Genomic DNA, 24,239 nt, shown 5'->3' with positions numbered 1-24,239 from the left:
GGGCTGGCTTGTGTGGAGGCTGGCTTGTGTGGGAGCCAGCTTGCCTGCGATGCAGGCACCTCGGTACATCAGTTGCACCGAGGTGATGCTATCGCAGGCAAGCCAGCTCCCACACAAGCCAGCTCCCACATTTTTAACCCCCAGTATGCCGGGCGATCACTGCATCCAAGGCGGCGGCGGTTCTTCCGCCGGTTTGCCCGGTGGTGCATCGTCCGCTGCGCGGATCGCCTGGCGTCGCTCTTCGTCGAGCCGCGCCGCTTCGATCTCACGCATCACGCCGCCGACGTCTGCCAACTCTTCCGGCTCGTCGAACTCGCCAGTCAACACACTGGCCGGGTGCAAGGTGCCGGCTTCGTACAGCGCCCACATCTCCTTGGCGTACTTGGTGGTCTTCAATTCCGGGGCAAATCGCCCGAAATACGAAGCCATGTTGCCCACGTCCCGCTCCAGCATGGTGAATGCGTGGTTGTTGCCCGCCGCGTCCACCGCTTGCGGCAAGTCGATGATCACGGGGCCCGTCGGCGTCAACAGTACGTTGAACTCCGAGAGGTCACCGTGCACCAGGCCGGTACACAGCATCAGCACGATCTGCGAGATCAGGAACGCGTGATACTCACGGGCCTGATCCGGCTCCAGCACCACGTCGTTGAGCCTTGGCGCCGCATCACCGTATTCATCGGCCACCAGCTCCATCAGCAATACGCCTTCAAGGAAGTCGTAGGGCTGGGGCACGCGCACACCGGCGCCGGCCAAACGAAACAGAGCCGCAACTTCGGCGTTCTGCCACGCGTCTTCGGTTTCTTTCTTGCCGAACTTGGAACCCTTGGCCATCGCCCGGGCCTGCCGGCTGTTGCGGACCTTGCGGCCTTCCTGGTATTCGGCCGCCTGACGAAAACTTCGTTTATTCGCCTCCTTGTAGACCTTGGCGCAACGTAACTCGTTGCCGCAGCGCACCACATAAACAGCTGCTTCTTTACCACTCATGAGTGGGCGCAGCACTTCGTCGACCAGACCGTCCTCGATCAGGGGTTCAATGCGTTTAGGAGTCTTCATCAGCTTTTATTGTGGGTCCTTTATTACCAAACACGCGTATGGCACTCGTTATACGGCAATCCTCGCACAGCGGGGAGAGGGTAACGAGCCTTGATCTGCTAAAGAATGCATCCAATATGCCAGATTAATCCGACAAAGCCGCTATTGCCCGAGGCGTTCGGATAATAGCCGAGATCAGCGCTCAATGATCGCCGTCACGCCTTGGCCCCCCGCCGCGCAGATCGAGATCAGCCCGCGCCCCTTGCCCGCCGCGTCCAGCAGCTTGGCCAGGTTGGCGACAATACGCCCACCGGTGGCGGCAAATGGGTGCCCGGCGGCCAGGGAACTGCCCTTGACGTTCAGGCGGCTGCGGTCGATTGAGCCCAACGGCGCATCCAGCCCCAGGCGGGTCTTGCAGTAATCGGCATCTTCCCAGGCCTTGAGGGTGCACAACACTTGGGCAGCGAAGGCTTCGTGAATTTCGTAGTAGTCAAAATCCTGCAAGGTCAGGCCATTTCTCGCCAGCAAGCGTGGGACGGCATACACCGGCGCCATCAACAGCCCTTCGGCACCGTTGACGAAATCCACCGCCGCCGCTTCGCCATCACGCAGGTAGGCGAGAATCGGCAGGCCACGTTCCTTGGCCCAGGCTTCGCTGCCCAGCAACACCAGGGAGGCGCCATCGGTCAGTGGCGTGGAGTTGCCAGCGGTGAGAGTGCCCTTTTCACTGCGCTCAAAAGCCGGTTTGAGGCTGGCGAGTTTCTCCAGGGTCAGGTCCGGGCGCAGGTTGTTGTCACGGGTCAGGCCCAGGAACGGCGTGAGCAAATCGTTGTGCCAGCCCTCGGCATAGGACGCGGCCATTTTCTGATGGCTTTGCAGGGCCAGTTGGTCCTGCTCGGCGCGGGGAATCTGCCAGGTCTGCGCCATCAATTCGCAATGCTGGCCCATGGACAGGCCAGTACGCGGCTCGCCATTGCGCGGCAACTCCGGCTTGAGGTGCTGGGGACGAAGTTGTAACAGGACTTTTAATTTATCCGCCATGGATTTGCTGCGATTGGCTTGCAGGAGGATTTTGCGCAGGCCCTCATTCACTCCGATGGGCGCGTCGGAAGTGGTGTCGACACCACCTGCGATCCCACATTCGATCTGCCCCAGGGCAATCTTGTTGGCCACCAGCAGCGCCGCTTCCAGCCCGGTGCCACAGGCCTGTTGAATGTCGTAGGCCGGGGTTTGCGGCGACAGGCGCGAGCCCAGCACGCACTCACGGGTCAGGTTGAAGTCCCGCGAATGCTTGAGCACCGCACCTGCAGCCACTTCGCCCATGCGCAGGCCGTGCAGGTTGTAGCGCTCGATCAAGCCTTCCAGGGCAGCCGTCAGCATCGCCTGGTTACTGGCCGTGGCGTAGGGGCCATTGGAACGGGCGAAGGGGATACGATTACCGCCAATGATCGCGACACGGCGCAACTGAGTCATGGAAAGCTCCCTGTTAGGTGGTAGGTGCAATCCTGAGCCTAGACTAGGAACGACTGTCACCTATTGATGGTCCACCCTTTGAACCCCAGCAGCCGGAGAGCGTTCCATGCCTGACCGTTATATCGACTTCGCCAACTCAAACCTTGGCCACCGCGTGGTCTCGGCCATTGGCCTGCCGTCCCCGGTACGCCTGGAGCGCTGGCAAGCCGGGCGCCTGCGCCCGGTGGAAGGCGCCCTGCTGTTGGGTGGCGGCCCGCTGGCGGCCCAGGTGCTGGGATTTGCCAATAAACTCACCGAGGCCATCTACAGCTACGGGGCCGAGCCGCTCAAGGCCACGCCCTGGATCCCCGGGCATGGCCCCAAGCTCAAGGCGGTGCTGTTCGATGCCAGCCATTTGCAAGACACCGACCAACTCAAGCAACTGCGCGAGTTCTTCCAGCCGCTGCTGAAAAATCTCGATCACAGCGCGCACCTGGTGATTCTCGGTCGCGCCCCGGAAAGCCTCAGCGATCCATTCGCCGCCAGTGCCCAGCGGGCCCTCGAAGGCTTCAGCCGGTCGCTGGCCAAGGAGCTGCGCAACGGCGGCACCTTGCAGTTGCTGTATGTCGGCGAAGGCGCCGAAGCACAGTTGGAAGGCGCGCTGCGGTTTTTCCTCTCGCCGAAAAGCGCCTATATCTCCGGGCAGGTGCTGCGCCTGAGTGCCTGCCCGACCCAAGTGCATGACTGGACGCGCCCACTGGCCGGGCTCAAGGCCCTGGTGACCGGGGCTGCCCGAGGTATCGGCGCTTCAATTGCCGAAACCCTGGCCCGGGACGGTGCCGAAATTGTGTTGCTGGATGTGCCGCAGGCCAAGGCCGATCTCGACGCCCTCGCCGCACGCTTGGGCGGGCGTGGCATTGCCCTGGATATCTGCGCCGATGACGCCGCCACGCAACTGATCGAACAATTGCCAGATGGCATCGACATCGTGGTGCACAACGCCGGGATCACCCGCGACAAGACCCTGGCCAATATGACCCCGGAATACTGGGACGCCGTATTGGCGGTCAACCTCAACGCCCCACAAGTGCTGACCAAGGCCCTGCTCGACAGCGGCACCCTGCACGACAACGGCCGCGTGGTGTTGCTGGCCTCGATCAGCGGCATCGCCGGCAACCGCGGGCAAACCAACTACGCCGCGAGCAAGGCCGGGCTGATCGGCCTGGCCCAGGCCTGGGCGCCGCTGCTGGCGCAACGGGGCATCAGCATCAACGCCGTTGCCCCGGGCTTTATCGAAACCCAGATGACTGCACATATTCCTTTCGCCTTGCGTGAAGCCGGGCGGCGCATGAGCTCCCTGGGCCAGGGCGGTTTGCCGCAGGATGTTGCCGAAGCGGTAGCGTGGCTAGGCCAACCGGGCTCAGGTGCGGTCAGTGGCCAGGCGTTGCGTGTATGCGGGCAAAGCCTGCTGGGAGCGTAACTATGCTGTGGTACACATTACCTCGCAGCCCGGCACTGCCGCCGCTGTATTGGCGCGCCGCACTCAAGCGCAAGATCACCGGCACCACGCTGCCCGACTCAGGGTTGCATTGCCGGGTGCAGGTCAATCCTGCGGCAGTGACGGCCTACCGCAAGGTCTGTGGGTTTGCCGAGAGCCCGATGTTGCCGGCGACTTATCCACACATCATGGCGTTCGGCCTGCAGCTGCAACTGCTGACGGCACCGCAGTTCCCCTTCCCGCTGCTAGGGCTGGTGCACTTGAGCAACCGTATCCGCGTGTTTCGCCCCATGGGCGGGGTCAGCGAGGTGCGGGTCAGTGTGCATTCGCGCAACCTGCAACCCCACGCCAAGGGCGCGACCTTTGACCTGATCACCACGGTCGAGGATTCCCTGGGTTTGCTGTGGGAAGGTGAAAGCCAAATGCTTTGTCGCGGGGTGAAACTCGATGGCGAGGTACCGGAGCAATCCCTGCCAGCGCCCAGTACGGTCAGCGAGCTGACTCGCTGGAAGGCACCGTCCGACATCGGTCGGCGGTATGCCCGGGTATCCGGCGACTACAACCCGATCCACTTAAGCGCCCTGACCGCCAAGTTGTTCGGCTTCCCCCAGGCGATCGCCCATGGCCTGTGGAACAAGGCGCGCACTGTGGCGGCCCTGCATGAACATCTACCCGCGGCGAACATCGAGATCTACGTGGAGTTCAAGAAACCGGTACGCCTGCCTGGCGAGGTCATCTTGTTGAGCAGTGCCCCCGGTTCCAGCGGCGAGTTGCAACTCAAGGGCGCTGGCGATATCGAGCATATGCTCGGCAAGTGGCAAGCGATTGCCTGAAATCGGGTTAACCGGCTGATTAATTGTATATATACAACCTAAGTTATAGCGGGCTATCGATAGCCCGCTAACTTATTCAAGTCATTGATTTACATCGCATCACATTTAACAGAAACCTCACTTATATACCGTTGGTATTAATCACCAAGACGCATATCCGTGCCTGTATATAAATCGTTAATACCAAGTTGAGCGTTGCGACAAAGAGTGCCGAGGACTGTTATAGCCACAACGGACGCAAATATTGCCTGCTGAAGAACGGGTGAACTTGCGAGACCAACAAAGGCTGTACCAGGTGCTAAGGAACTCATCATGAAAACTCAAGTCGTGTTGTGGAAGGCAAGTACTGCATTGGCCCTTATCTTGGCGATGAGCCTGGGAGGCTGCAGCAGTGGTGGTGGCGGTCATAAGAGCAGCGTTGCATCCTCGTCCCCGGATGCTGGCGCCGGTACCGGTGGTGGTGACGGCGGCGGCACGGGTGGCGGCGACGGTGGCGGAACTGGCGGTGGCACGGGTGGCGGCACAGGTGGCGGCGACGGTGGTGGCACTGGCGGCGGAACCGGCGGTGGCACAGGTGGCGGAACCGGCGGTGGCACTGGCGGCGGCACAGGTGGCGGAACCGGCGGTGGCACTGGCGGCGGCACAGGTGGCGGCACAGGCGGTGGTACTGGCGGCGGCACAGGCGGCGGCACCGGCTCGACTACCAGCCCATTGGTCACTGGTCAGATTGCGGCCAATCTGGGCAGCACCCTCGGTAACGTCGGTACAGCGATCGGTGGCATCGGCACGACCGTTGGCGGCGTTCCGGTAGTCGGCACTGCCGCAGGCGGCCTGGTGACCAGCGTGGGCACCGCGGTTGGCAGCGTCGGCACTGGCGTCGGCACTGGCCTGGGCTCCCTGGGCACCAACAGCAACTCCGTAGGCGTTACCGTGGCCGGTGTGGCCAACGGCGTTGCCGACCTGGGCACGGGTGTTTCGAACACCGGCAAAACACTCTCGACTACCCTGGGCGGTATCCCGGTAGTCGGCGGCCTTACCGGCGGCGTCGGTGGGGCAGCAGGTGGCCTGGTGGATAAAGTTGGCCAGGCAGTCACCATGCTCGGCGATACCTTGAGTACCGCCAGCACCACCGGCCCACTGGGATCGGTCACCAACACCCTGGGCGGCAAAGTGCTGGTGCCTGTGGTCTCGCTGGTGGAAAACACCACCGGCAACCTGGGTAAAGCCACCGGCCTGGGCAACCCGGTCAATGGCCTGCTGGATAAAGTCGGCTCTACCGTCACCGGCCTCGGCACTCAGGTGGCAGGCGCAGGTGGCGCTGGCAACCCAGTGACCGGTGCCGTGGGCAGCGTGCTCAGCGGTGTCGGTGCGGTAGCAGGCACTGCGGGTGGTTATGTGGCACCGTCTGCCGGTACCGGCAGTGGCAGTGCCCCGGCATCCGGTCTGCCTGAACTGGTGGGCGGCCTGGTGGCCAACGTCGGTAACGGCCTGAATGCGGGCAACACCAACGGCACCGTCAGTGCAGGGGGTGTGGCAGGTGGCGCACTGGGCAACACCGTGGCCTCGCTCGGCACAGTGATCGGTGGCAATGGTGTGGCCAACACCGCAGCAACCGCACCGGTAGCAGGTCTGGCGACCAATGTGGGCGCGGCGCTTAACCCTGTGACTTCGGGTGTCAGCAGCCTGACCCAGAACATCGGCACCACCACCGGCATCGGCGCACCGGTCAACGGCCTGGTGACTCAAGTGGGCGGCGCTGTCAGCAGCCTCGGCGGCAACATCACTGCAGCCAATGCCAACCCAATCACCAACACTGTAGGCCAGACCGTCAACACAGTCGGTGGGGTGGTGTCCTCGGTCGGTGGCCTGGTAACCGGCGGCACCGGCGGTAGTAGTGGTGGTGGCCTGCTCGGCGGTCTGAACATCAACGCCAACGCCAATGCCACGGCGTCTGGATCGGCCACTGCAAACACCGGCGTAGGTGGCCTGCTCAAGGGCCTGACCGGCAAATAGAAGAATTGCACCTGGCCATTAGACGGCCTCCTCTACAGCGCCTACGCTTGGTTGAGACGAGAGATTCCAATGGGTCTCTCGTCTTTTTTATTGGAACTCCCGAACCGTGCCCAAGAACCCGGCGGGAACCTGCGAAATGCCGCTGCAGTTTTGACCATGGAGTGTCCTATGCGCGTTTTGACGCCGTTGTTATTGCTCACCCTCAGCGCTTACGTCCACGCCGAGACCCTACCCAGCTTCCTCAACAGCAACGACACCATCCGCAACCTCCCCGTACCCAACCTGCCGGCCGACGCCTACCGCCCGGTGACGCCGCAGACCCAGCTACCAGAGACCCCGGCCGCACAAGCGCAACCGTTGCTGATGGACACCAAAGTCACCATCCGCAAACTGCAGATCGAGGGCGGCACCGTGTACCCGCTGCAGGAAGTCGCCCAGGTTTTCGAGCCGTTGATTGGCCATGAAACCAACCTTGCGCAACTGATCGAAGCCACCCGCAGCATCACCCGTCGCTATCAGCAGGACGGCTACCTGTTGTCCTACGCCTTCCTGCCCGACCAACGCTTCGAGCAGGGCCTGGTGCGGGTGGTTTTGGTCGAGGGCTACATCAAGGACTACCAAGTGCAGGGCGACATTTGCTCGGTCTCGGGCTACGTCGACAAGCTGGCGCAAAAGCTCCAGGCCGAACGCCCGCTGACCCGCAAGACGTTTGAGCGTTACACCACCTTGATGGGGCGGATTCCCGGCGTGACCCTGCAAGCGCAAGTACCGCCACCGGGCACCACCGACGGTGCCGCGCATATGAATATCCAGGCCAGCCGCAAACCGTTTACCAGTAGCATGAGCATGACCGACGACAGCCGTGGCGGCCTGCAAGCCCTGATCGCCGGCACCAGCAACTCCCACACTGCAATGGGCGAACAAGTGAGCCTGAGCGGCCTGTTCCCGCCGGGGGAAGACAAAGAGCGTTACTACCGGCTCGACTACAGCCAGTTCATCAATGCCGAAGGCACGCAATTGAGCCTGTATGGCGCGCGCTATCGCAGCGACCCGAGCACCCGTATCCGCCTGGACGGCGGCTTTTCACTCAAGCCGCACCGGGAGAACGACCGCTTCTCCATCGGCCTGAGCCATCCGCTGATCGCCTCGCCCAGCGAGTCCCTGACCCTCGGCACCCGCTTCTACGGGGTGAACGACCGGACCCGCTATCAACTGGTGGGTTACCCGCAACGGTTCGACGTAGAAACCGACCTGCGCGCACTGGCCTTCGAAGGGGACTGGCGCAAGGCCGATGATCGCCAATTACGCATCCTCAGTGCCGGCCTGTACCAAGGCATCGACGGCTTGGGGGCCAAGACACGCAGCGACCTGGAAGGGATAAAGTCTGACCTGGACTTCTTCCGCCTGCGCCTGTCCGGGGTACAGAGCGACAAGTTCTTCGACAATTGGCAAGGCGTGCTCTCGGCAGCGCTGTACTGGAGCGACGACACCTTGCCCGACAGCGAACGCGCAGTGTTCGGCGGGCAGAATTTCGGGCGTGGTTACCCGGATGACCAGGGCTCGGGCGACAAGGGCTGGGGGGTGGCCTACGAGGTCAACTACAGCTACAACCGCAGTGGCGACTGGGTAAGGATCGTGCAGCCCTACATCGTGCTCGACCGTGCCAAGGCGTGGTTCAACAACTTGCCGGTGAAAGATAGCGACATGTCCTCTGCCGCCATAGGCCTGCGGTTTGGCGATGCCAAGTACTACAACATTGCGTTGGAGGCGGCCAAGCCGATGTCGGATATGGCGCTGGACAGTTTCAACCGGCGGCCGCGGTATACGTTGAGTTTCAGCTATCAGTTGTAGGGGTGGTTTGAGCCAATAAAGGCGCGCTGACCTGTGGAGAGGGGGCTTGTCCCCCGTTGGGCTGCGCAGCAGCCCCAATAAGACTTACTGATTTTTATCAGCCACACCGAAGTGGCCGGTTTTGGGGCTGCTGCGCAGCCCAGCGGGGGACAAGCCCCCTCGCCACAATAGCCGCCGTACTCAGGTCAACGCATCCCCCACCTTGCCAAAGAATGTCGCAATCTGCGGTCCCAGCAACTTCCCGGCCGCCAGTACCACCAACGCAATCACCACAATCAAAATCACATATTCAATCGCCGTCGCACCGTCCCGTCGGCGCAACAACAGCATCCACCACGTGCAAATCCTCAGCAGCAGGGCAGGCAACATAGAACATCTCCTCAGATGGGCGCTACGGACTGGCCAACTGCTCCCTACGCCCTGGGAAACAGATTGTTTAGGGTATCGATCAAACGAACCAGGTAGATGGGTTTGCGAAACAAGTCCAGGACCTGCAAGCGCAACATGTCACTGACGTCATCCATTTCGGCATGACCCGACATGACAATCACGGGCAGGTGCTGGCGTGAGGTGTGCTCACGCAAGCGCTTGATCAGGGAAATGCCGCTTTCCTCAGGCATGCGCAAGTCAGTGATGACCAGCGCAATATCAGGATGCAGTGTCAGCTCCTGTAGTGCATCCGTGACGGAGCTGGCACAGAAGCAAACAAAGCCCTCGTTCCCCAGCGATTCCGCCAGTTCTACGAGGGCATCTTCTTCGTCATCCACCAACAGGATCTGCTGGCGGCTCGTCACAACAGCGTTCATGAGCAATACCTTCCAAGACAATCACTGATGGGCTTGCTCAAAGCGCTGTTGCCAATCAGGTCAAGGCTGCCCCGACTTTAGCGAACATGGCCGCGATCTGAGGCCCAAGCAATTTCCCTGCTGCCAATACGACTAACGCAATAACTGCTACGAGGATCACATACTCGATCGCCGTAGCGCCCTCTTTGCGATGAAACAGCAGTTGGAGTTGAAGGTAGAGCTTCATCATGAAGGTAAGGAACATATGACTTCTCCTTTGCGCTTACTTGCGCAGATCGCGGTACTGCACGGTGATTGCTGCGTGCCACTAGAGCATTGTCAACAAACCCCACATCAACAACTGTAAGAACGGATTAATCACAAAGTAGTAGTCGCAACACTGGCGTCATAAACCCGCGTTTTCAGGAGGCATGTCGATAGTTCCAAAATAAATCGTGATGGCTAATGGCATTTTGTCCTAGCTCGGCTACCGTCAAATAGCGAAATCGTTAGATGTTCATAGCTGCCTGGTTGCGAAATCAACTCGTTGGGAAAAACGGGCCCGTAGTGCAACAGGAAAGGGAGAGCCTTCATGAACAGTCGTGTCAGCATGATCCTGGCCGGGTTGTTATTAATCGGTGCGCTATTCGCAGGCTATTGGGGGCTGGTGCTGAGTCGCCCGCCTGAGCCGGTTGTCGAACCGTCGCCATCTGGCGTTTCCGTGGAAAAAACCGTCGCCGCCGTCGAAGACCAGACCCGCCAATCGGTGGTGGTCCTGGCCCATGATGTGCCGCCGTATATCGCCCTCACCGCCGCCGACCTGACCCTGGAAAGACTGCGCACGGCACCGGCCGGCAGCCTGACCAGCCTCGACCAGGCCATCGGCCGCACGCCCTTGAGAGCCCTGCCTGCCGGTACTTGGCTGGATGATTCGAGCTTCAATGCCGGTGGCCCCCTGGCCCGCATGATCCGCCCTGACGAACGCGCCCTGGCGGTCGCCGTCGATGAGGTCATCGGCGCCGCCGGCCAGTTGAGCCCCGGGGATTTTGTGGATGTGCTGCTGTTCCTGCGTCCGGAAGGCACCAACCCTGAGGCCACGGCCCAGGTCATCGTGCCGGCCCTGCGCCTGCTCAGTGTGGGCGATAACCTCGGCCCGACCAACGATGGCAAGCCGGCCGTAGCCCCGCCCACCACCGATGAAGAAAAGGCCCGCCAGGCACAACGCCAGGCAAGCCCGCCGCGGACCGTGGTGTTGGCAGTGCCACAACAGTTGATGAGCCGCTTGATGCTGGCAACCAGCGCCGGCACCTTGCGCCTGGCCGTACGCAGTGCCGATGAGCAGTTGTTGAGCCAATACTGGGCCGGCAACAACGAGGCCCCCGCCAACCTGCAAAGCGCTAATCGCGAACTGTACCAGTTCACTCAACTGGCGATGCTCGGGGCCCCGAAAAGAGTCGCGCAAGCCGGGGGCGCCAACGAAACCAGGCGCTCCGGCATCGAGGTCATACGTGGTAACCAAGCAACCCAACAAAACCCCTGATTGAGCAAGGATGCCCTGAATGCGCCAACGTTTCGCACCTGCGTTCACTCAAATGGCCTGGGCCTTGATGCTGTCCAGCCTGCCTGTCGGCCTGGCATTCGGCGCCTCGGACACCTGCAGCAACCTGGGTGCCCTGCCGGCCGTGGTCGAGGTCGGCGAAGGCTTGCAGCAAAACCTGCAGTCACCGGTGGCGATCACCCGGCTGGCCATTGGTGACCCCAAAATCGCCGACGTACACCTCAATGGTGACCGCGCGTTCCTGCTCACCGGCGTGGCCTCTGGCGCCACTAGCCTGATGGTCTGGACCCGTTGTTCCAGCGCCCCGCGCCAGAGCATGGTGTTCGTCAAGGGCAAGGCCAGCTCAAGCCTGACCAGCATGGCCCTGTCGCCCTCCGACGACCCGTCCCTGCCGAGCCAGGTGCAGACCGATATCCGCTTTGTGGAAGTCAGCCGCACCAAGCTCAAGGAGGCCAGTACCTCGATCTTTGGCGGCACGCGCAACTTCCTGTTCGGTAGCCCGCGCACCGCCGGGATGAGCCTGCCGCTGGATAACGAAAGTTTTAATATCGGCATTGGTGGTGGACGTTTTTCGGCGGTGATCAATGCCCTGGAACGCAGCGGCTTTGCCTACACCCTCGCGCGTCCGAGCCTGGTTGCCATGAGCGGGCACAGTGCGACCTTTCTGGCCGGCGGCGAAGTGCCGATCCCGGTGCCCAGCGCCGGCAGCGACACGATCTCCATCGAGTACAAAGAGTTCGGCATCCGCCTGACGCTGACCCCGACCGTGATCGACCGCACGCGGATTTCCCTGAAGGTGGCGCCGGAAGTCAGCGAGCTGGATTACGCCAACGCCCTACAGGTAGAGGGCATCCAGGTGCCGGCCCTGACCGTGCGCCGCACCGACACCACGGTGTCCCTGGCCGATGGCGAAAGCTTTGTGATCAGCGGTCTGATCAGCAATAACAACCGCTCCACCATCAGCAAGTTTCCAGGCCTGGGCGATATCCCGATCCTCGGCGCGTTTTTCCGCGACAGCAACGTCAGCCGCGAGGAAAAAGAGCTGCTGATGATCGTCACCCCGCACTTGGTCCAGCCCCTGGCCGCCAACGCACGCCTGCCGTCCCTGCCCGGGGAAAAACTGCGCACCTACGACCCCAACTGGTATCGCCTGTACTTCCTGGAAAACGGCAACTTCGACCGACGCACAGGACTTTCCCAATGAGCGATAGCCTGAGCCAGACGTTCCTGGCAATCACCCGCAACACCACCGACCTGGAATGGCTGCAAGGCGCCCTGGCGCCCCTGGGCCAAGTGGTCAGTGCCGGTGGTGGCAGCCTTGATGAACTGTTGGCCCTGGTGGACGTGACCTTCGCCAACCTGGTGTTCGTGGGCCTGGACCGCGAGCATGTGGTGGCCCAGAGCGCCTTGATCGAAGGCGCACTGGAAGCCAAGCCAATGCTCGCCATCGTCGCCCTGGGCGACGGCATGGACAATCAACTGGTGCTCAACGCAATGCGTGCCGGCGCGCGGGATTTTGTCGCCTACGGCTCACGCTCCAGCGAAGTCGCCGGCCTGGTGCGACGCCTGAGCAAGCGCCTGCCACCGGTGGCGCACAGCGCACACCTGGGCGGCCTCACCGTGCTGTATGGCACCCAGGGCAATGCCGACGGCGCCCTGCTCGCCAGCCACCTGGCGATGGTGGTGCAAAAGAGTGGTCAACAGACCCTGCTGCTGGACCTGGGCCTGCCCCGTGGCGACAGCCTGGCGCTGCTGGGCCTGGAAAGTTCGTTCAACTTTGGCGATGCCCTGCGCCACCTGCGCCGCCTGGACACCACCCTGATCAACAGCGCGTTCACCGCCACCGAGGGTGGGCTGCGCATCCTCGCCTATACCGAAAGCGACGAGCCACTGGAAATGACCAGCGCCGCCGAGTTGTACATGCTGCTCAGCGCCCTGCGCCAGCACTTCCAGCACATCGTGGTGAACCTCACCGGCCAGCGCGACAGCGAAGCCTTGCGCACCTTCGTCAGCCATTGCGACAAACTCTTGTGGTGCACCGACCAGAACGTCCTCGACTGCCGGCGCAACCTGGCGGTACTCAATCAGTGGCGGGAAAAAGGCATGAAGCTTGATCATGCCAAGCTGCTGGTGGACCGCTACCTCAAAGGTGCCGCGCCGGACACCGATGCCCTGGAAAAGAGCTTCGGCCTGGAGGCCATCGCCGTGTTGCCCTTCAGCCCCGAGGTGCGCCTGAACGCCAAGAACCAGGGGCAAACCTTATTCAGCCTGGCGCCCCGGGAGACCCTGACGCAAAACCTCAAGACCCTCGGTGAACGCCTGGCCAAGCGCTCCGAAGGTCTGGAAAAACCCTCCACCCGCTGGTTCGATCGGCTGCTGGGGACTCCCAAATGAGCAGCGAAAAACTCTTCGGCGCACCCGCCCGTGGGCTTAACAGTGCGGTGGATCACGACGGCCTGAAACTGGTGCTGCACCGCTACATCATCGATGCCATCGAAGAGTCAGGCAAAAACCTGCTGGAAGGCTCGCGCCAATCCCTGGCGCAATTTGTCATCGACAAGGTGTCGGAATACATCACGCGCATGCACCTGGCGATTTCGCGTTATGAGATGGAGCGCCTGGCCGAAGAAATCGTCGATGAGCTGACCGGTTTCGGCCCGCTGGAAGTGTTGTTGCGCGACCCCTCGGTGACCGAGATCCTGGTCAACGGCCCGCACCGGGTATTTGTCGAGCGCGACGGCCTATTGCACCAGAGCGACCTGCGTTTTATCGACGCCCATCATGTGGAGCGAGTCATGCAACGCATCCTCGCACCGCTGGGCCGGCGCCTGGATGAGTCATCGCCGATGGTCGATGCCCGGCTGCCCGATGGCAGCCGGGTCAACGCGATCATCCCGCCGATTGCCCTGGACGGCCCGTGCCTGTCGATTCGTAAGTTTCGCAAGGACATGCTCAAGAGCAGCGACCTGGTAGCGATGCAGACCATCGACCAGGCGATCTTCGAGTTTTTCCAGGAGGCGGTCGGCAAGCGCTGCAATATCCTGATCAGCGGCGGCACCGGCACCGGCAAGACCACCCTGCTCAATATCCTCAGCCAATTGATCAACCCCCATGAACGCCTGGTGACCATCGAAGACGTCGCCGAACTGCAACTGGGCCACCCCCACGTGGTGCGCCTGGAAACCCGCCCGCCGAATGCCGAAGGGCATGGTGAGGTAAAGGCCAGTGACCTGATCCGCAACGCCCTGCGGATGCGGCCGGACCGCATCATCCTCGGCGAGATCCGCGGCGTGGAAGTGCTGGATGTGATGACCGCAATGAACACCGGCCACGACGGTTCCATGAGTACCGTGCACGCCAACAATGCCCAGGACGCGCTATTGCGCCTGGAAACCCTGGTGGGCCTGACCGGTCGCGTGGTCGCGGAGAAAACCCTGCGCCAGATGATCTGTGCGGCCCTGGATGTGGTGATCCAGCTGACCCGCATGCCCGATGGCCGGCGCTGCGTCAGTGAAGTGGTGGAGGTCGTGGGGGTGCGCGATGACGTGTATGTCACCAACACCCTGTTCCGCCATGACCGGCGCACCGGCTTTGGTTTCCTGCGCGAGGCGGTCAACCCGGCGGGTGACAAGCTGCGCCGCGAATCGGCCTTGCCGCTATAGGAGCGTCACCATGACCGGCGCCATCTTGATGTTCAGTTGCGTGATCCTGATTGGCGTGTCGCTGCATCTGTTCCTCAGTGGCCTGCGCCAGGCGGAAACCGATCGGGTCCTGGAGCGGCTCGCCGAAGGGCAACCGCTGCTGGCCGAAGAGCGCGGCCGCTGGATCGGCCTGGAGCGCATGTTCCAGCGCGCGGGCCTGGGCAAGCCCACCGACAGCCTGGGCCTGTGGGTGACCTGCTGGGTGTTGGGCGCGCTCCTGGGCTTCTTGGTGTGGAGCTGGGTCGGGATGGCCGCAATGTTAGTGCTTCCGCCCCTGATACTGCGGCTGTATATCGCCTGGCGCTATCGGCGGCGGGTGAAACGGATGGTCGAACAATTGCCGCAAGTCCTCGACCACACCGTGCGCAGCCTGAAATCCGGGCGTACCCTGGCCGATGCCCTGCTGGGTGCCATCGACAGCACCGAGGCGCCTTTGAAGCCTGCCATGGAACGTATCCAGCGCAACGTGCAATTGGGGGTCAGCCTGCCCGAGGCCGCCAGTGATTTTGCCGAATTCTACGAACAGGACGAGTTCCGCATGCTCGCCCTGGGACTCAAGGTCAACCACCGCTACGGCGGCAACGCCAGTGACTTGCTGGAGAACCTGATCAAGGTCATCCGCGAACGGGAGCAAGGCGCGCGGCAATTGCGCGCCATGACCGGCGAGACCCGCGTCACCGCCTTTGTACTGGCCGGCATGCCGATTGCGATGGTGGGCTATTTCATGCTGATCAACCCCGGCTACCTGCTGACCATGTGGAACGACGACAGCGGCCGCTACATGCTGCTGGCCGCGCTGACCATGCAGGTGCTGGGCTGCCTGACGATGTGGCGCATGTTGCGGAGTATTTGAGATGGTTCTGCTGATCAGTGCCTTACTGTTTTTGGCTGCGCTCGTGCTGATCGCCGGCCAGTTGCTGGGCCAGCGCCGCCGCGAGCGCCTGGTCAACCAACGCCTGCAAGGCCAACTGGTACGCGGTGACCGCCTCGGCACCCTGCTCAGCCAGTTTGGCAGCAGCCAGCTGGCCCAGCGCTCGGTGAGCATGGATAACGAAACCCAGATCCTGCTCAACCGTGTGGGCTGGCGCAAAGCCAACCAGCGCTCGATCTTCGCCGCCTGCCAGATTGGCGTACCGCTGGTGCTGGCAGGCGTGATCCTGGTGGGCGAAGAACTGATCTTCCCTGGTTCCGACTCCCCGTGGATCGCCCCCCTGCTCGGCCTGGGCGTGGGTTACCTGATCCCCAAGCGCATCCTCGCCAGTGCGGCCAAGGCCCGCCAGCAGCAAATCTCCCGCGAGGTATCGACCTTCATCCCGCTGCTGCGCATCTTGTTCGAGTCGGGCATGGCGGTTGAACAGTCCCTGCGCGTGTTGAGCGTTGAGGCGCAGCGCCTGCTGCCGGCGCTGACCCAGGAGTTGCGACTGATCCTGGCACGGGTCGACTCGGGCCTGGAACTGAGCGAGGAACTGGGCAAGACCGCCCGGCTACTGGCCGTGGACGAGTTCACCGACACCTGCATCATTTTGCAGCAACTGATCCAGCAGGGCGGCGGCGCCATGAAGTCGCTGCTGGCCCTCAAGCAACTGCTCGATGACCGCCGCCTCACCCGTTTGCAGGAGTTCATCTCGAAGATGTCGGCCAAGATGTCGGTGGTGATGATGGTCTTCCTGTTTCCCGCTTTGTTGATTGTGCTGGGGGGGCCGGCATTCATTGCGATCTCCCGGGCCCTGAGCAGTTTTTGAGGAGCGCTCGATGAAAGCACTGATTGCAGGCCTGAGCCTGCTGATGCTCGGCGGCTGTGCCAGCAACGGCCAGATGCCCTGGTCGGCGCTGATGACCCCGGGCAGTTGCACCAAGCCCAGTTCCGAGCAGGAGCTGTCATTGAACCTGGCCGACGACATGGCCAATGAAGGGAAGATGCACGCCAGCCTGGCCAACCTGCAAAGCCTGCCGGAGTCTTTGCCGCAAGTGCGCCAGCGCAAGGCCAAGGTCTACCGCCTGCTGGGGCGCAGTGAAGCGCAACCGCTGTACCGCAGCCTGCTGGGCACCTGCATGGCGGCCGAAGGTGAGCACGGCCTGGGGCAACTGGCGGCGGCCCGTGGCGACAACGAGCAAGCCCTGGCCCATATGCAACGGGCAGCGCAACTGGCGCCCACCGACGAAAAAATCCGCAACGACCTGGGGGTGGTCTACCTCAACCAACGGCGCCTGGAAGAGGCGCGCTTTGAATTCATGACGGCCATGGAGCTCAAGCAAAGCGATCAACTGGCGGCCGTCAACCTGGTGACCCTGTTGATCTATCAGGACAACTGGGGCCAGGCCGCGCAACTGGCCAGCCAGGTGGGCCTGAGCCCCGAGCAGGTCACCGAGGCCCAGGCCCGCGCCGAGAAGCTCAAGGCCGGCACGCCAGCCGCCAAGGCCAACGGCCAGGTCGCGGCGGCCAGCGATGCACCGCCCGTACTAATCAAGTAAGCGCTTGAAGGAGTCGATGATGAAATTCCATTACCTCGCCAGCCTGACGCTGCTGGCCCTGCCTCTGTCAGTACAGGCCATCGAGCCTGGGCCCTCGTCCAAGGCCCAGCAGGAAACGGAGAACTGGCTGGGGCTGCAAGTCCACGGGCAAGCCGCCTCGCCCACGGTGCAAAGGGCAACGCTCGCCGAGCGCGAACTGGCGCTGCAGCGTTTGCTGGAAAGCAAGAAATTCGCGATCCCCGAGAAGTTTGGCGAGGACGGCGCAAGCGCAGGCTCGGGCGGTAGCAAATAATCTAGGCGACCTCACGGCCACTGGAGAACTATCGGCTGTACCCCACTCAAAATGTGGGAGCGGGCTTGCTCGCGAATGCGGCATGTCAGTCAGCCTATCTGGTTCTGACCCACCGTATTCGCGAGCAAGCCCGCTCCCACATTTGTTTTGTGCATGTCCTGAGTAATCAGTAATCCTCAGTGCGCCGTCACCCGTTGGCGCAATGCCGAATTGCTCGGCGACAACGCCAAAGCCAGTTGGGTGCGGTTGTGCATATGGGTCAGGCGCAACACCTGGGACACGTACAGCTTGACCGTGTTCTCGGTGATGCCCAGCTCGCAGGCAATCTGGTAATTGGTCTGGCCCTTGCCCACCAGCCTTGCGACGTCCAGTTGCCGGGGTGACAACTGATTGAAGATCGCCGGCACCTCCAGGCGCTCTCCCTCCTCGCCTGCCCCGTCGCCATCGGCTTGTGGCGCCGGGCCGCGACGGACCTTGTCCAGGTCCTGGTACAAGTCGTCGATGGATTCAGAAAGGTATTGCAGCTTCTGGTTCAGGTTGCCCAGGTGCAGGTTCTTGTGGCGCTCCTCCAGCGCGGCCTCCTGGCGCTGCAACCCTTCGAGCAATTCGTTGAGGTTGATCGGCTTCTGGTAATAATCGGAGATACCCACGCGCAACGCCTTGATCACGTCCTGCTTGTCGGCCCTGCCGGTCAACATGATGGCTTCGAATGCACGCTGCTTGCCGGCGATTTTCTGCAGGGCCTGCACCAACTCGATACCGTCCATATCCGGCATATGCAGGTCACACAGCACCAGGCCGATCTGCGGGTCTTCACTGAAGCGTTGCACCGCCTGCTGGCTGGAGCCGCAAGGGACACAGCGATAACCGCTGCTTTCAAGAAATTCGCAAAGCTCCTCCACGATCAGCGGCTGATCATCGACCACGAGCACTTTTACTGCAGACGTAAGCTTGTTCACGCGCTACTCCATGCCTGGCAAGCCAAAAATTGACCTATCCGTTCCGAAGAACCTTCCTACTAGCTGTACAAATAAACGTAGACGTACTTTCCGACTATGTACATAGCGATATAGAGCCCCCGCGACTAATGGAGCACCAGCCAGGCCAGGGTGAAACCCACTAAAAGAAACGGCGCAAAGGGCAGTTTTTTTGACGGATCCACCACCAGATAACCCAGGCGCGCCCTAACGCCTTGACTGGCAAGTGGTAACAGCCGCGGCCCGTACACCAGCCAGGCGACATTGGCTACGCCGGCACCTATCAGCGACCACAACAGGTAGGTCGAATTCGACGCCAGCGCCAACGCCGCGAGCAACTTCACATCACCGGCGCCCAGGCGCCCGAGGGCGTAGCCCGGCAACGTCAACAGTAGCGCCAGGACAAATGCCCACACCCCTTCAGACCTGGACGTACCAAGCCAGGTGCTGCCACTCCACAGCAGATAGAGCAGCGCCAGCAGCAGTGCGCCCAAGGTCAGCCGATTGGCAATCTGCCGCTGGCGAACATCCTGCACCGCACACAACACCAACCAGACAAAAACCACGAGGCCTTGGATCACGTAAAAACCGTCCCTTTTTGCTGATTGATTCTATGCTGATATCAGGTAGTAGCAGTCAGGGTAGTCGCAGTGATGAAAACCAGCCTCCCTAGAAAGCAAAAAGGCGCCGTCGCCATCGAATTTGCCGCGGTGTTCGTGATCTTTTTTGCGGTGTTCTATGCCACGGTCAGCTACAGCCTGCCGCTGTTGCTGTTGCAGTCCTTCAACCAGGCCACGGCCGAGGCTGTGCGCCGCAGCGTGGCATTGGACCCCAGCACCCCCAACTACAGCGCGGCGCTTATCCAGCGCGCCACGCAAACCGTACAAAGCCAATTGCAGTGGATCCCCGCGACCTTCCAGTTCCAGGCGGGCCATATCAAGCCGACCTATACCGCAGGGGTGCTGACCGTCGAAATCAACTACCCCTCGGCCAATCTCAAGAACGTCCTGCCGTTTATTGTCCTGCCGGGCATTGGCACCGTCCCCAGGTTGCCGACCACGCTGCATGCCCAGTCGAGCCTGCAATTTTGAACTCCGGTGACAAAATCTTCGGCCGGCTGCTGGGCCGCAGCAACGCCCAGGCCCTGGAGACGCCCGCCAGCCCACCCGCGCCGGGCTTGCACCTGCGCCTGGATCAGCAAGGTCATGTGCTGGACATCAGCCGTGCATTGCAGCAACACCTGGCCCGCCACCTGGGTAACCAGGCTCCACCGCTGCTGCGCGACTTGCTGTGCCTGCCCGGCGCTTTAAGCATCGAAGGCACGCCCGCCGACTGGCAGCGCCATAGCATGGACCTGGACTTCCAAGGCGCCGGCGACAGCATCTTGCACACCCGTGGCTGGATCGAGCCGGACGCCGATGGCTGGCTCCTGCGCCTGACGGATATCAGCGACCTGCTGACCGGCCGGCAATTGGCCCAGCAGCGCGAACAGAACCATCAACTCGCCAGCCAGATGAGCGAGCAACTGCGGGTGTGCAGCCTGACGCGCCTGCCCCAGGTCTTCAGTGAGCACCTGCGCAGCCTCGCCCAGCGTTGGCGCATCCCGTGCGTGGCCATGGTCCTGCTCGACCAACAGGACCAGGACTGGCTGGTGTATTGCAGCTACAGCGCCCATGACGCGCCTCAGCTCTGGGAGCCGGGCCAACGCCTCGGCACCTGCCTGGACAGCCTCAACGGCAACACCCCACTGAGCCTCAAAACCCTGCAGGGCCGCAGCGAACACCCGCGCCTGCACAGTGTATTTGGCAATGCCGAAGGCCTGCTGGTGCCATACCGCGATAGCCAGGGCGTCGCCGCCTGGTTGCTGTGCGGCTTCTACAGTGGCCACCCCGACGTCAGCGAACGCGACTGGCTGAACCTTGCCGCCGCCCTCGCCGCACCGCTGCTCAGCCGCCTGCGCGAGCAGCGCCATCACCAGCAACTGGAACGGGTTGAAGCCTTGCAAGGCCTGCTCGGCACCGGCTGGTGGGAACTGCTGGCCAGCGGTGAAGAGATCCTGCTGGCGCCGCAACTGATGCGCAGCCTGAGCCCGGAAGATGCGCCGACCAAACAGGTGCTGGGCAACTGGCTGGAGTTGATTCACCCCGCCGACCGCCAGGAGCTCAACAGCCGCCTGCAAGACCTGCAAACCCTGGGCAAACCGCTACTGACCAGCGTGCGCCTGCTGCGCAGCGACGCCAAGCAGAACCCCATCTGGTACCGCGTACAGGGCCAGGTGCTGGGCACCGGCGAACATCGGCGCTGGATCGGTTTCATGCTCGACATCAGCGACATCAAGAACCAGCAACTACAGGCCGCCGCCGCCCATGCCCGCCTGGACAACCTGATCGCCAGCTCCCCGGCGGTGATCTACGTGCAGCGCTACGTCAACGGCGCGCTGCACCCGGCATTCTTCAGCGACAGCCTGCTGCCGCTGCTGGGCTGGACCCTGGCCGAATGCACCCACGACACCTCCGTGGAATGGGTACACCCCGAAGACCGTGACCTGTACTTCGAACGCACCCGGCAATTGCTGCGCGAAGGCAGCGTGCGCAGTCGCTACCGCGTGCGCGATCGCCAGGGCAATTACCACTGGCTGCTGGACGAAGCCAAGCTTTTGCGCGACGACCTTGGCTTGCCGGTGGAAGCCGTCGGCCTGTGGCTGGACGTCACGGAAGCGACCCTGGCGGCGCAACAGATCAAGGACAGCGAAGAGCGCTATCGCATCCTCGTCGAAGACTCGCCGGCCATGATCTGCCGCTACCGCCCTGACCTGACCCTGACCTTCGGCAACACGCCCCTGGCCAACTACCTGGAATGTACGCCGGCACAGTTGCCGGGGGTCAACCTGGGCCACTGGTTATCTGAAGAACAGCGCAACGCCTTCGTAAAACGCATCGGCCAGTTGAGCCCGGAGTTCCCCGTCAGTACTGCCGAAATCAGCCTGCAACTGCCGGGGCGCGAACATGCGTGGTGGGTGTGGTCCGACCGTGGCGTGTTCGACGAACACGGCCAACTGCAGGAAATCCAGGCCGTGGGCCGTGACAACACTGAAGTGCGCCGCTCCCAGCAGCAACTGACCCAAAGCGCAAAAATGGCCACCCTCGGCGAAATGGCTACGGGCCTGGCCCATGAGATCAACCAACCGCTGAACGTGATGCGCATGGCCATCGTCAATGTGCTCAAGCGCCTGAGCAACGGCGACGTACAGATCGACTACCTGACCGAAAAACTCCAGCGCATCGACGCCCAGGTCCAGCGTGCGGCCAGGGTGGTGGACCATATGCGCGTGTTCGGCCGCCGCTCGGAGGTCGAGCAACAACCCTTCGACCCTGCCCAGGCAGTGGAAGGTACCCAGTCACTGCTGGGCGAAGGCCTGCGCGGCAAGGGCGTGGACCTGCGCATCACCCCCATGGACTTCAGCGCGCAGGTCAACGGCCATGTGGACCAACTGGAACAGGTACTGATCAACCTGGTAGTCAACGCCCGCGACGCGCTGATGGCACGGCACGAAAAAAACCACGACTTCCACCCATGGATCGCGCTGTACAGCGAACACGACAGCCGCCATGTGCGCCTCTTTGTCGAAGACAACGGCGGCGGCATCGATGCACGGTTGCTGGAGCGCATCTTCGAGCCGTTCTTTACCACCAAGCCCATTGGCGTCGGCACCGGGCTGGGGTTGTCGGTGAGCTACGGCATTGTGGAAAACATGGGCGGACGCCTGAGCGTCGCCAACAGTGAACACGGGGCGCGGTTTTGTGTGGAGTTGCCGGTGGTGGGTGGGGGTTAGATGACGAGGTAGGCGCGGCCCATGTGGCAGGTGAGGTTGGCGCCGACTTCGGCATTGCCCAGGTTGATGCCCAAGGCAGCCAACAGCGTATTGACGATAGGGTCCAGCAGCGGGGACAAAAGCCCTTGAACGAGACCGACAAGGGTCGTGGTGATCGTTGCCAGGAGCGTCGCGACACCCGCCAGTGCGCCATTCGGAACGGCTGGGGCGGGGGGCGGTGCATAGGTCACCTGAAGGCCATTCAAGGTATTACCCAGGCTGTTGACGATGTTGATACTGGAGATACTTTTATAGGTCGGCGGGAGGTTCATTTCTGCCACCGGTGAATAAAACAGGCTTTCTGTTCTCTGCCCCACGGCTGACTGAGCCATCAGCAAGAATCCGCCGCCAACGTTGGGTTTACGTGCAGCGCAGCCACCCAGCAGGGTGCAATGCTGAGTGCCAATATCAATCAGGCGTATCGGCTGGACATCCACCGATGTCGATGAGGAGAACGCCTTGGTAGGGTCAATGTTGCCGACTGCCAGGGTGGCCAATGAACTGGTGGCCTGGGCGGTTAATGTCTTGGTTGCGGATGTTGCACAGGTGAAGTCGGTGACATGACTTTCGCCACTGGCGGCCTCGATATAAACATCCAACTGACTGGCAATATCAACGCTGGTGTACTCACAGCTCAAGGCACATAACAGCCCATTCACGATAGCTGCCAGATCCAGATTCAAAAGCCCCTTCACCACTTTGGTCACCGGATCAGTCAAGCTTGCCAGCCCCGATATCACAGAAGAAACCGTCCTCAAAATCGGCGCATCCACCGAGATCAACGTGCGTACTTGTGCAGTGCGCACGGAAATCTGATTTGTCCCCGTAGCCAAGCCAGCCTTGGCCAGCGCGGGGTTGCCGATGGCGGATAGCTGTGGCGGCTCCATGACTTTGGTTTTGACTGAGAAGGTGGCGACCAGTGGCACGCTCAATTGAAAATCTGCCCTCACCAAACTATTGCCATTGGAGAGTTGGGCCACGCCCTGCAGCAACTGGAACAACTGCACATCCGTATTCAAGGCCGCTGTGGGCGTGCCCGTCGCGACATTTAACAAATCGCCCAGTTTGAGCACCTTGGTATTCGGTGCGATGGCTTCGATGGCAAGCACGTTGGTGATCGTCGCCGCGACCGCCGAACCGTTGGTTTGCAGCACCTTGACCGCCGCGTCGATCAATTGCGTCGCCGAAACCGCGGTGTTGAGCAGCGTCGCGTAGTCACCCGCCGCCACATTCGCTTGAATAGCCAGTTGGTCCAGGTAACTGAGCAGGTTCACATTGGTATTGATCAAGCCCTGCCAACCCACGGCGGTCAGGGACAGGCCACCACCAAGCAAGCCACCGATGGTTTTGTTCAAGATGTCTGACTGAGCCGAATTGACCGTCAGCAGCGAACTGCGAATCGTCAATTGCGCCACCGGCGGCGCCAGCGCCGCCACCGCTGTCGCAGTCAACGTAGTACTTGCGTTGTACGTCCCGCTGAACAACTTCCACACCCCATTGGCGATACCCGTGGTGACGGTGCGGCTCGCGACTACGCGGATGGCCTCATTCTTGGTGGCATCCGCCGTAAAGACACGGGTGTTGAGGCCATTGGTCAACAACGTCCCACACGTCACCGCCAGGGCGCGGCTGGGGTCGTTGGCGACGACGGTGAAGCCATTGCGGGTGGCGTTCTGCTTGGCGTAGTCGACGGCGGTGGTGCTGCCTGCACACTGCCCGCCGCGGTTGGCGGCTTCCAGGGCGGCGGTGTCGGCAACGGCCTGCAGCTTGCGTTTTTCCAGGTACAGGCGACCGCTATCGACCACCAGCAACAGAAACACCAGGGCCAAGGCCAAGGTCCCGGCGAACACCAGACCGATTGCGCCACGTTGGCCAGAACGAAGTCGGGGAGACATCGAGCACTC

22 protein-coding genes are annotated in these 24,239 nt (G+C 62.0%); 14 read left to right on the top strand and 8 right to left on the bottom strand.

Annotated elements, in window-relative coordinates:
* Positions 1-156: 156 nt before the first annotated feature.
* Positions 157-1,053: a PA4780 family RIO1-like protein kinase gene (locus tag C5F71_RS16190; RefSeq protein WP_029297573.1), complete on the bottom strand. Its 897-nt coding sequence runs from the start codon at positions 1,051-1,053 to the stop codon at positions 157-159.
* A gap of 174 nt (positions 1,054-1,227) precedes the next feature.
* Positions 1,228-2,505 carry an acetyl-CoA C-acetyltransferase gene (locus C5F71_RS16185; RefSeq protein ID WP_092233214.1) on the bottom strand — a complete coding sequence of 426 codons (1,278 nt, stop codon included), beginning with the start codon at positions 2,503-2,505 and terminating at the stop codon, positions 1,228-1,230.
* Between the two features lie 106 nt (positions 2,506-2,611).
* Between C5F71_RS16185 and C5F71_RS16180 the strand changes: the two genes are divergently transcribed.
* The 4 genes from C5F71_RS16180 (at position 2,612) to C5F71_RS16160 (ending at position 8,679) form a co-directional block, all read left to right on the top strand.
* On the top strand, positions 2,612-3,964 hold the full coding sequence (locus tag C5F71_RS16180; protein ID WP_104911512.1) for a 3-oxoacyl-ACP reductase: 1,353 nt from the start codon (positions 2,612-2,614) through the stop codon (positions 3,962-3,964).
* A gap of 2 nt (positions 3,965-3,966) precedes the next feature.
* The gene (locus tag C5F71_RS16175) at positions 3,967-4,815 is read left to right on the top strand and encodes a MaoC family dehydratase (RefSeq protein ID WP_104911511.1); all 849 of its coding nucleotides are present in this window, start codon (positions 3,967-3,969) and stop codon (positions 4,813-4,815) included.
* Between the two features lie 312 nt (positions 4,816-5,127).
* Positions 5,128-6,828: a collagen-like triple helix repeat-containing protein gene (locus C5F71_RS16165; protein WP_177410408.1), complete on the top strand. Its 1,701-nt coding sequence runs from the start codon at positions 5,128-5,130 to the stop codon at positions 6,826-6,828.
* A 168-nt stretch (positions 6,829-6,996) separates the two neighbouring features.
* Positions 6,997-8,679 carry a ShlB/FhaC/HecB family hemolysin secretion/activation protein gene (locus C5F71_RS16160; RefSeq protein ID WP_104911510.1) on the top strand — a complete coding sequence of 561 codons (1,683 nt, stop codon included), beginning with the start codon at positions 6,997-6,999 and terminating at the stop codon, positions 8,677-8,679.
* 180 nt (positions 8,680-8,859) lie between these two features.
* On the opposite strand, the gene C5F71_RS16155 is transcribed toward C5F71_RS16160, so the two are convergent.
* From C5F71_RS16155 to C5F71_RS16145, 3 genes are read right to left on the bottom strand one after another with little or no spacing between them, the layout of a single operon-like run.
* Positions 8,860-9,048 carry a Flp family type IVb pilin gene (locus C5F71_RS16155; RefSeq protein WP_104911509.1) on the bottom strand — a complete coding sequence of 63 codons (189 nt, stop codon included), beginning with the start codon at positions 9,046-9,048 and terminating at the stop codon, positions 8,860-8,862.
* 44 nt (positions 9,049-9,092) lie between these two features.
* The gene (locus C5F71_RS16150; protein ID WP_029297587.1) at positions 9,093-9,485 is read right to left on the bottom strand and encodes a response regulator; all 393 of its coding nucleotides are present in this window, start codon (positions 9,483-9,485) and stop codon (positions 9,093-9,095) included.
* Between the two features lie 55 nt (positions 9,486-9,540).
* The gene (locus C5F71_RS16145; RefSeq protein WP_029297589.1) at positions 9,541-9,729 is read right to left on the bottom strand and encodes a Flp family type IVb pilin; all 189 of its coding nucleotides are present in this window, start codon (positions 9,727-9,729) and stop codon (positions 9,541-9,543) included.
* Between the two features lie 327 nt (positions 9,730-10,056).
* On the opposite strand from C5F71_RS16145, the gene cpaB reads away from it, so the two are divergent.
* The 8 genes from cpaB to C5F71_RS16105 are packed head-to-tail and all read left to right on the top strand — an operon-like array spanning position 10,057 to position 17,487.
* A complete protein-coding gene (gene cpaB / locus C5F71_RS16140) occupies positions 10,057-11,004 on the top strand; it encodes a Flp pilus assembly protein CpaB (RefSeq protein ID WP_104911508.1) in 948 nt (315 codons plus the stop codon).
* A gap of 19 nt (positions 11,005-11,023) precedes the next feature.
* Positions 11,024-12,226, top strand: a complete 1,203-nt coding sequence (locus tag C5F71_RS16135) for a type II and III secretion system protein family protein (RefSeq protein WP_029297593.1) — start codon at positions 11,024-11,026, stop codon at positions 12,224-12,226.
* Complete coding sequence (locus C5F71_RS16130) at positions 12,223-13,416, top strand: pilus assembly protein (protein ID WP_092233194.1); 1,194 nt, start codon at positions 12,223-12,225, stop codon at positions 13,414-13,416. The genes C5F71_RS16135 and C5F71_RS16130 overlap by 4 nt, the downstream gene beginning before the upstream one ends.
* On the top strand, positions 13,413-14,684 hold the full coding sequence (locus C5F71_RS16125) for a CpaF family protein (protein ID WP_070994311.1): 1,272 nt from the start codon (positions 13,413-13,415) through the stop codon (positions 14,682-14,684). Before C5F71_RS16130 ends, C5F71_RS16125 begins: the two co-directional genes overlap by 4 nt.
* A 10-nt stretch (positions 14,685-14,694) precedes the next feature.
* Positions 14,695-15,576, top strand: coding sequence for a type II secretion system F family protein (locus C5F71_RS16120; protein WP_104911507.1), 882 nt, complete (start codon positions 14,695-14,697; stop codon positions 15,574-15,576).
* 1 nt (position 15,577) lies between these two features.
* Positions 15,578-16,465 (top strand): type II secretion system F family protein, encoded by an 888-nt coding sequence (locus C5F71_RS16115; protein WP_029297601.1) that lies wholly within the window; start codon positions 15,578-15,580, stop codon positions 16,463-16,465.
* Positions 16,466-16,475: 10 nt separating this feature from the next.
* Complete coding sequence (locus C5F71_RS16110) at positions 16,476-17,195, top strand: tetratricopeptide repeat protein (RefSeq protein WP_029297603.1); 720 nt, start codon at positions 16,476-16,478, stop codon at positions 17,193-17,195.
* 19 nt (positions 17,196-17,214) lie between these two features.
* Positions 17,215-17,487 carry a DUF3613 domain-containing protein gene (locus tag C5F71_RS16105; protein WP_104911506.1) on the top strand — a complete coding sequence of 91 codons (273 nt, stop codon included), beginning with the start codon at positions 17,215-17,217 and terminating at the stop codon, positions 17,485-17,487.
* Between the two features lie 176 nt (positions 17,488-17,663).
* Here C5F71_RS16105 and C5F71_RS16100 read toward each other — a convergent pair whose 3' ends face one another.
* Both C5F71_RS16100 and C5F71_RS16095 read right to left on the bottom strand, forming a co-directional pair.
* Complete coding sequence (locus tag C5F71_RS16100) at positions 17,664-18,446, bottom strand: response regulator transcription factor (RefSeq protein ID WP_029297607.1); 783 nt, start codon at positions 18,444-18,446, stop codon at positions 17,664-17,666.
* Between the two features lie 125 nt (positions 18,447-18,571).
* Positions 18,572-19,045, bottom strand: coding sequence for a prepilin peptidase (locus C5F71_RS16095; protein ID WP_029297609.1), 474 nt, complete (start codon positions 19,043-19,045; stop codon positions 18,572-18,574).
* A gap of 72 nt (positions 19,046-19,117) precedes the next feature.
* Between C5F71_RS16095 and C5F71_RS16090 the strand changes: the two genes are divergently transcribed.
* Together C5F71_RS16090 and C5F71_RS16085 are read left to right on the top strand one after the other, a co-directional pair.
* Positions 19,118-19,555 (top strand): TadE/TadG family type IV pilus assembly protein, encoded by a 438-nt coding sequence (locus tag C5F71_RS16090; RefSeq protein WP_029297611.1) that lies wholly within the window; start codon positions 19,118-19,120, stop codon positions 19,553-19,555.
* Entirely contained in the window at positions 19,552-22,296 is a 2,745-nt protein-coding gene (locus C5F71_RS16085; RefSeq protein ID WP_104911505.1) for an ATP-binding protein, read from the top strand. The genes C5F71_RS16090 and C5F71_RS16085 overlap by 4 nt, the downstream gene beginning before the upstream one ends.
* Here C5F71_RS16085 and C5F71_RS16080 read toward each other — a convergent pair.
* Positions 22,293-24,230 (bottom strand): pilus assembly protein TadG-related protein, encoded by a 1,938-nt coding sequence (locus C5F71_RS16080; protein WP_104911504.1) that lies wholly within the window; start codon positions 24,228-24,230, stop codon positions 22,293-22,295. The genes C5F71_RS16085 and C5F71_RS16080 overlap by 4 nt on opposite strands.
* Positions 24,231-24,239: the final 9 nt, after the last annotated feature.

Origin of the sequence: Pseudomonas sp. LG1D9, assembly GCF_002949995.1 — a bacterium.
Taxonomy (GTDB): domain Bacteria; phylum Pseudomonadota; class Gammaproteobacteria; order Pseudomonadales; family Pseudomonadaceae; genus Aquipseudomonas; species Aquipseudomonas proteolytica.
This window is presented reverse-complemented; position numbering and strand designations above follow the sequence as displayed.

What these genes read in the sequence shown, in the direction of transcription:
- C5F71_RS16090 (WP_029297611.1), top strand. Translation starts at nt 19,118, where the DNA reads ATGAAAACCAGCCTCCCTAGAAAGCAAAAAGGCGCCGTCGCCATCGAA.
- C5F71_RS16150 (WP_029297587.1), bottom strand. Translation starts at nt 9,485, where the DNA reads ATGAACGCTGTTGTGACGAGCCGCCAGCAGATCCTGTTGGTGGATGAC.
- C5F71_RS16135 (WP_029297593.1), top strand. Translation starts at nt 11,024, where the DNA reads ATGCGCCAACGTTTCGCACCTGCGTTCACTCAAATGGCCTGGGCCTTG.
- C5F71_RS16155 (WP_104911509.1), bottom strand. Translation starts at nt 9,048, where the DNA reads ATGTTGCCTGCCCTGCTGCTGAGGATTTGCACGTGGTGGATGCTGTTG.
- C5F71_RS16165 (WP_177410408.1), top strand. Translation starts at nt 5,128, where the DNA reads ATGAAAACTCAAGTCGTGTTGTGGAAGGCAAGTACTGCATTGGCCCTT.
- C5F71_RS16115 (WP_029297601.1), top strand. Translation starts at nt 15,578, where the DNA reads ATGGTTCTGCTGATCAGTGCCTTACTGTTTTTGGCTGCGCTCGTGCTG.
- C5F71_RS16120 (WP_104911507.1), top strand. Translation starts at nt 14,695, where the DNA reads ATGACCGGCGCCATCTTGATGTTCAGTTGCGTGATCCTGATTGGCGTG.
- C5F71_RS16105 (WP_104911506.1), top strand. Translation starts at nt 17,215, where the DNA reads ATGAAATTCCATTACCTCGCCAGCCTGACGCTGCTGGCCCTGCCTCTG.
- C5F71_RS16130 (WP_092233194.1), top strand. Translation starts at nt 12,223, where the DNA reads ATGAGCGATAGCCTGAGCCAGACGTTCCTGGCAATCACCCGCAACACC.
- C5F71_RS16185 (WP_092233214.1), bottom strand. Translation starts at nt 2,505, where the DNA reads ATGACTCAGTTGCGCCGTGTCGCGATCATTGGCGGTAATCGTATCCCC.
- C5F71_RS16110 (WP_029297603.1), top strand. Translation starts at nt 16,476, where the DNA reads ATGAAAGCACTGATTGCAGGCCTGAGCCTGCTGATGCTCGGCGGCTGT.
- C5F71_RS16175 (WP_104911511.1), top strand. Translation starts at nt 3,967, where the DNA reads ATGCTGTGGTACACATTACCTCGCAGCCCGGCACTGCCGCCGCTGTAT.
- cpaB (WP_104911508.1), top strand. Translation starts at nt 10,057, where the DNA reads ATGAACAGTCGTGTCAGCATGATCCTGGCCGGGTTGTTATTAATCGGT.
- C5F71_RS16190 (WP_029297573.1), bottom strand. Translation starts at nt 1,053, where the DNA reads ATGAAGACTCCTAAACGCATTGAACCCCTGATCGAGGACGGTCTGGTC.
- C5F71_RS16125 (WP_070994311.1), top strand. Translation starts at nt 13,413, where the DNA reads ATGAGCAGCGAAAAACTCTTCGGCGCACCCGCCCGTGGGCTTAACAGT.
- C5F71_RS16145 (WP_029297589.1), bottom strand. Translation starts at nt 9,729, where the DNA reads ATGTTCCTTACCTTCATGATGAAGCTCTACCTTCAACTCCAACTGCTG.
- C5F71_RS16080 (WP_104911504.1), bottom strand. Translation starts at nt 24,230, where the DNA reads ATGTCTCCCCGACTTCGTTCTGGCCAACGTGGCGCAATCGGTCTGGTG.
- C5F71_RS16160 (WP_104911510.1), top strand. Translation starts at nt 6,997, where the DNA reads ATGCGCGTTTTGACGCCGTTGTTATTGCTCACCCTCAGCGCTTACGTC.
- C5F71_RS16180 (WP_104911512.1), top strand. Translation starts at nt 2,612, where the DNA reads ATGCCTGACCGTTATATCGACTTCGCCAACTCAAACCTTGGCCACCGC.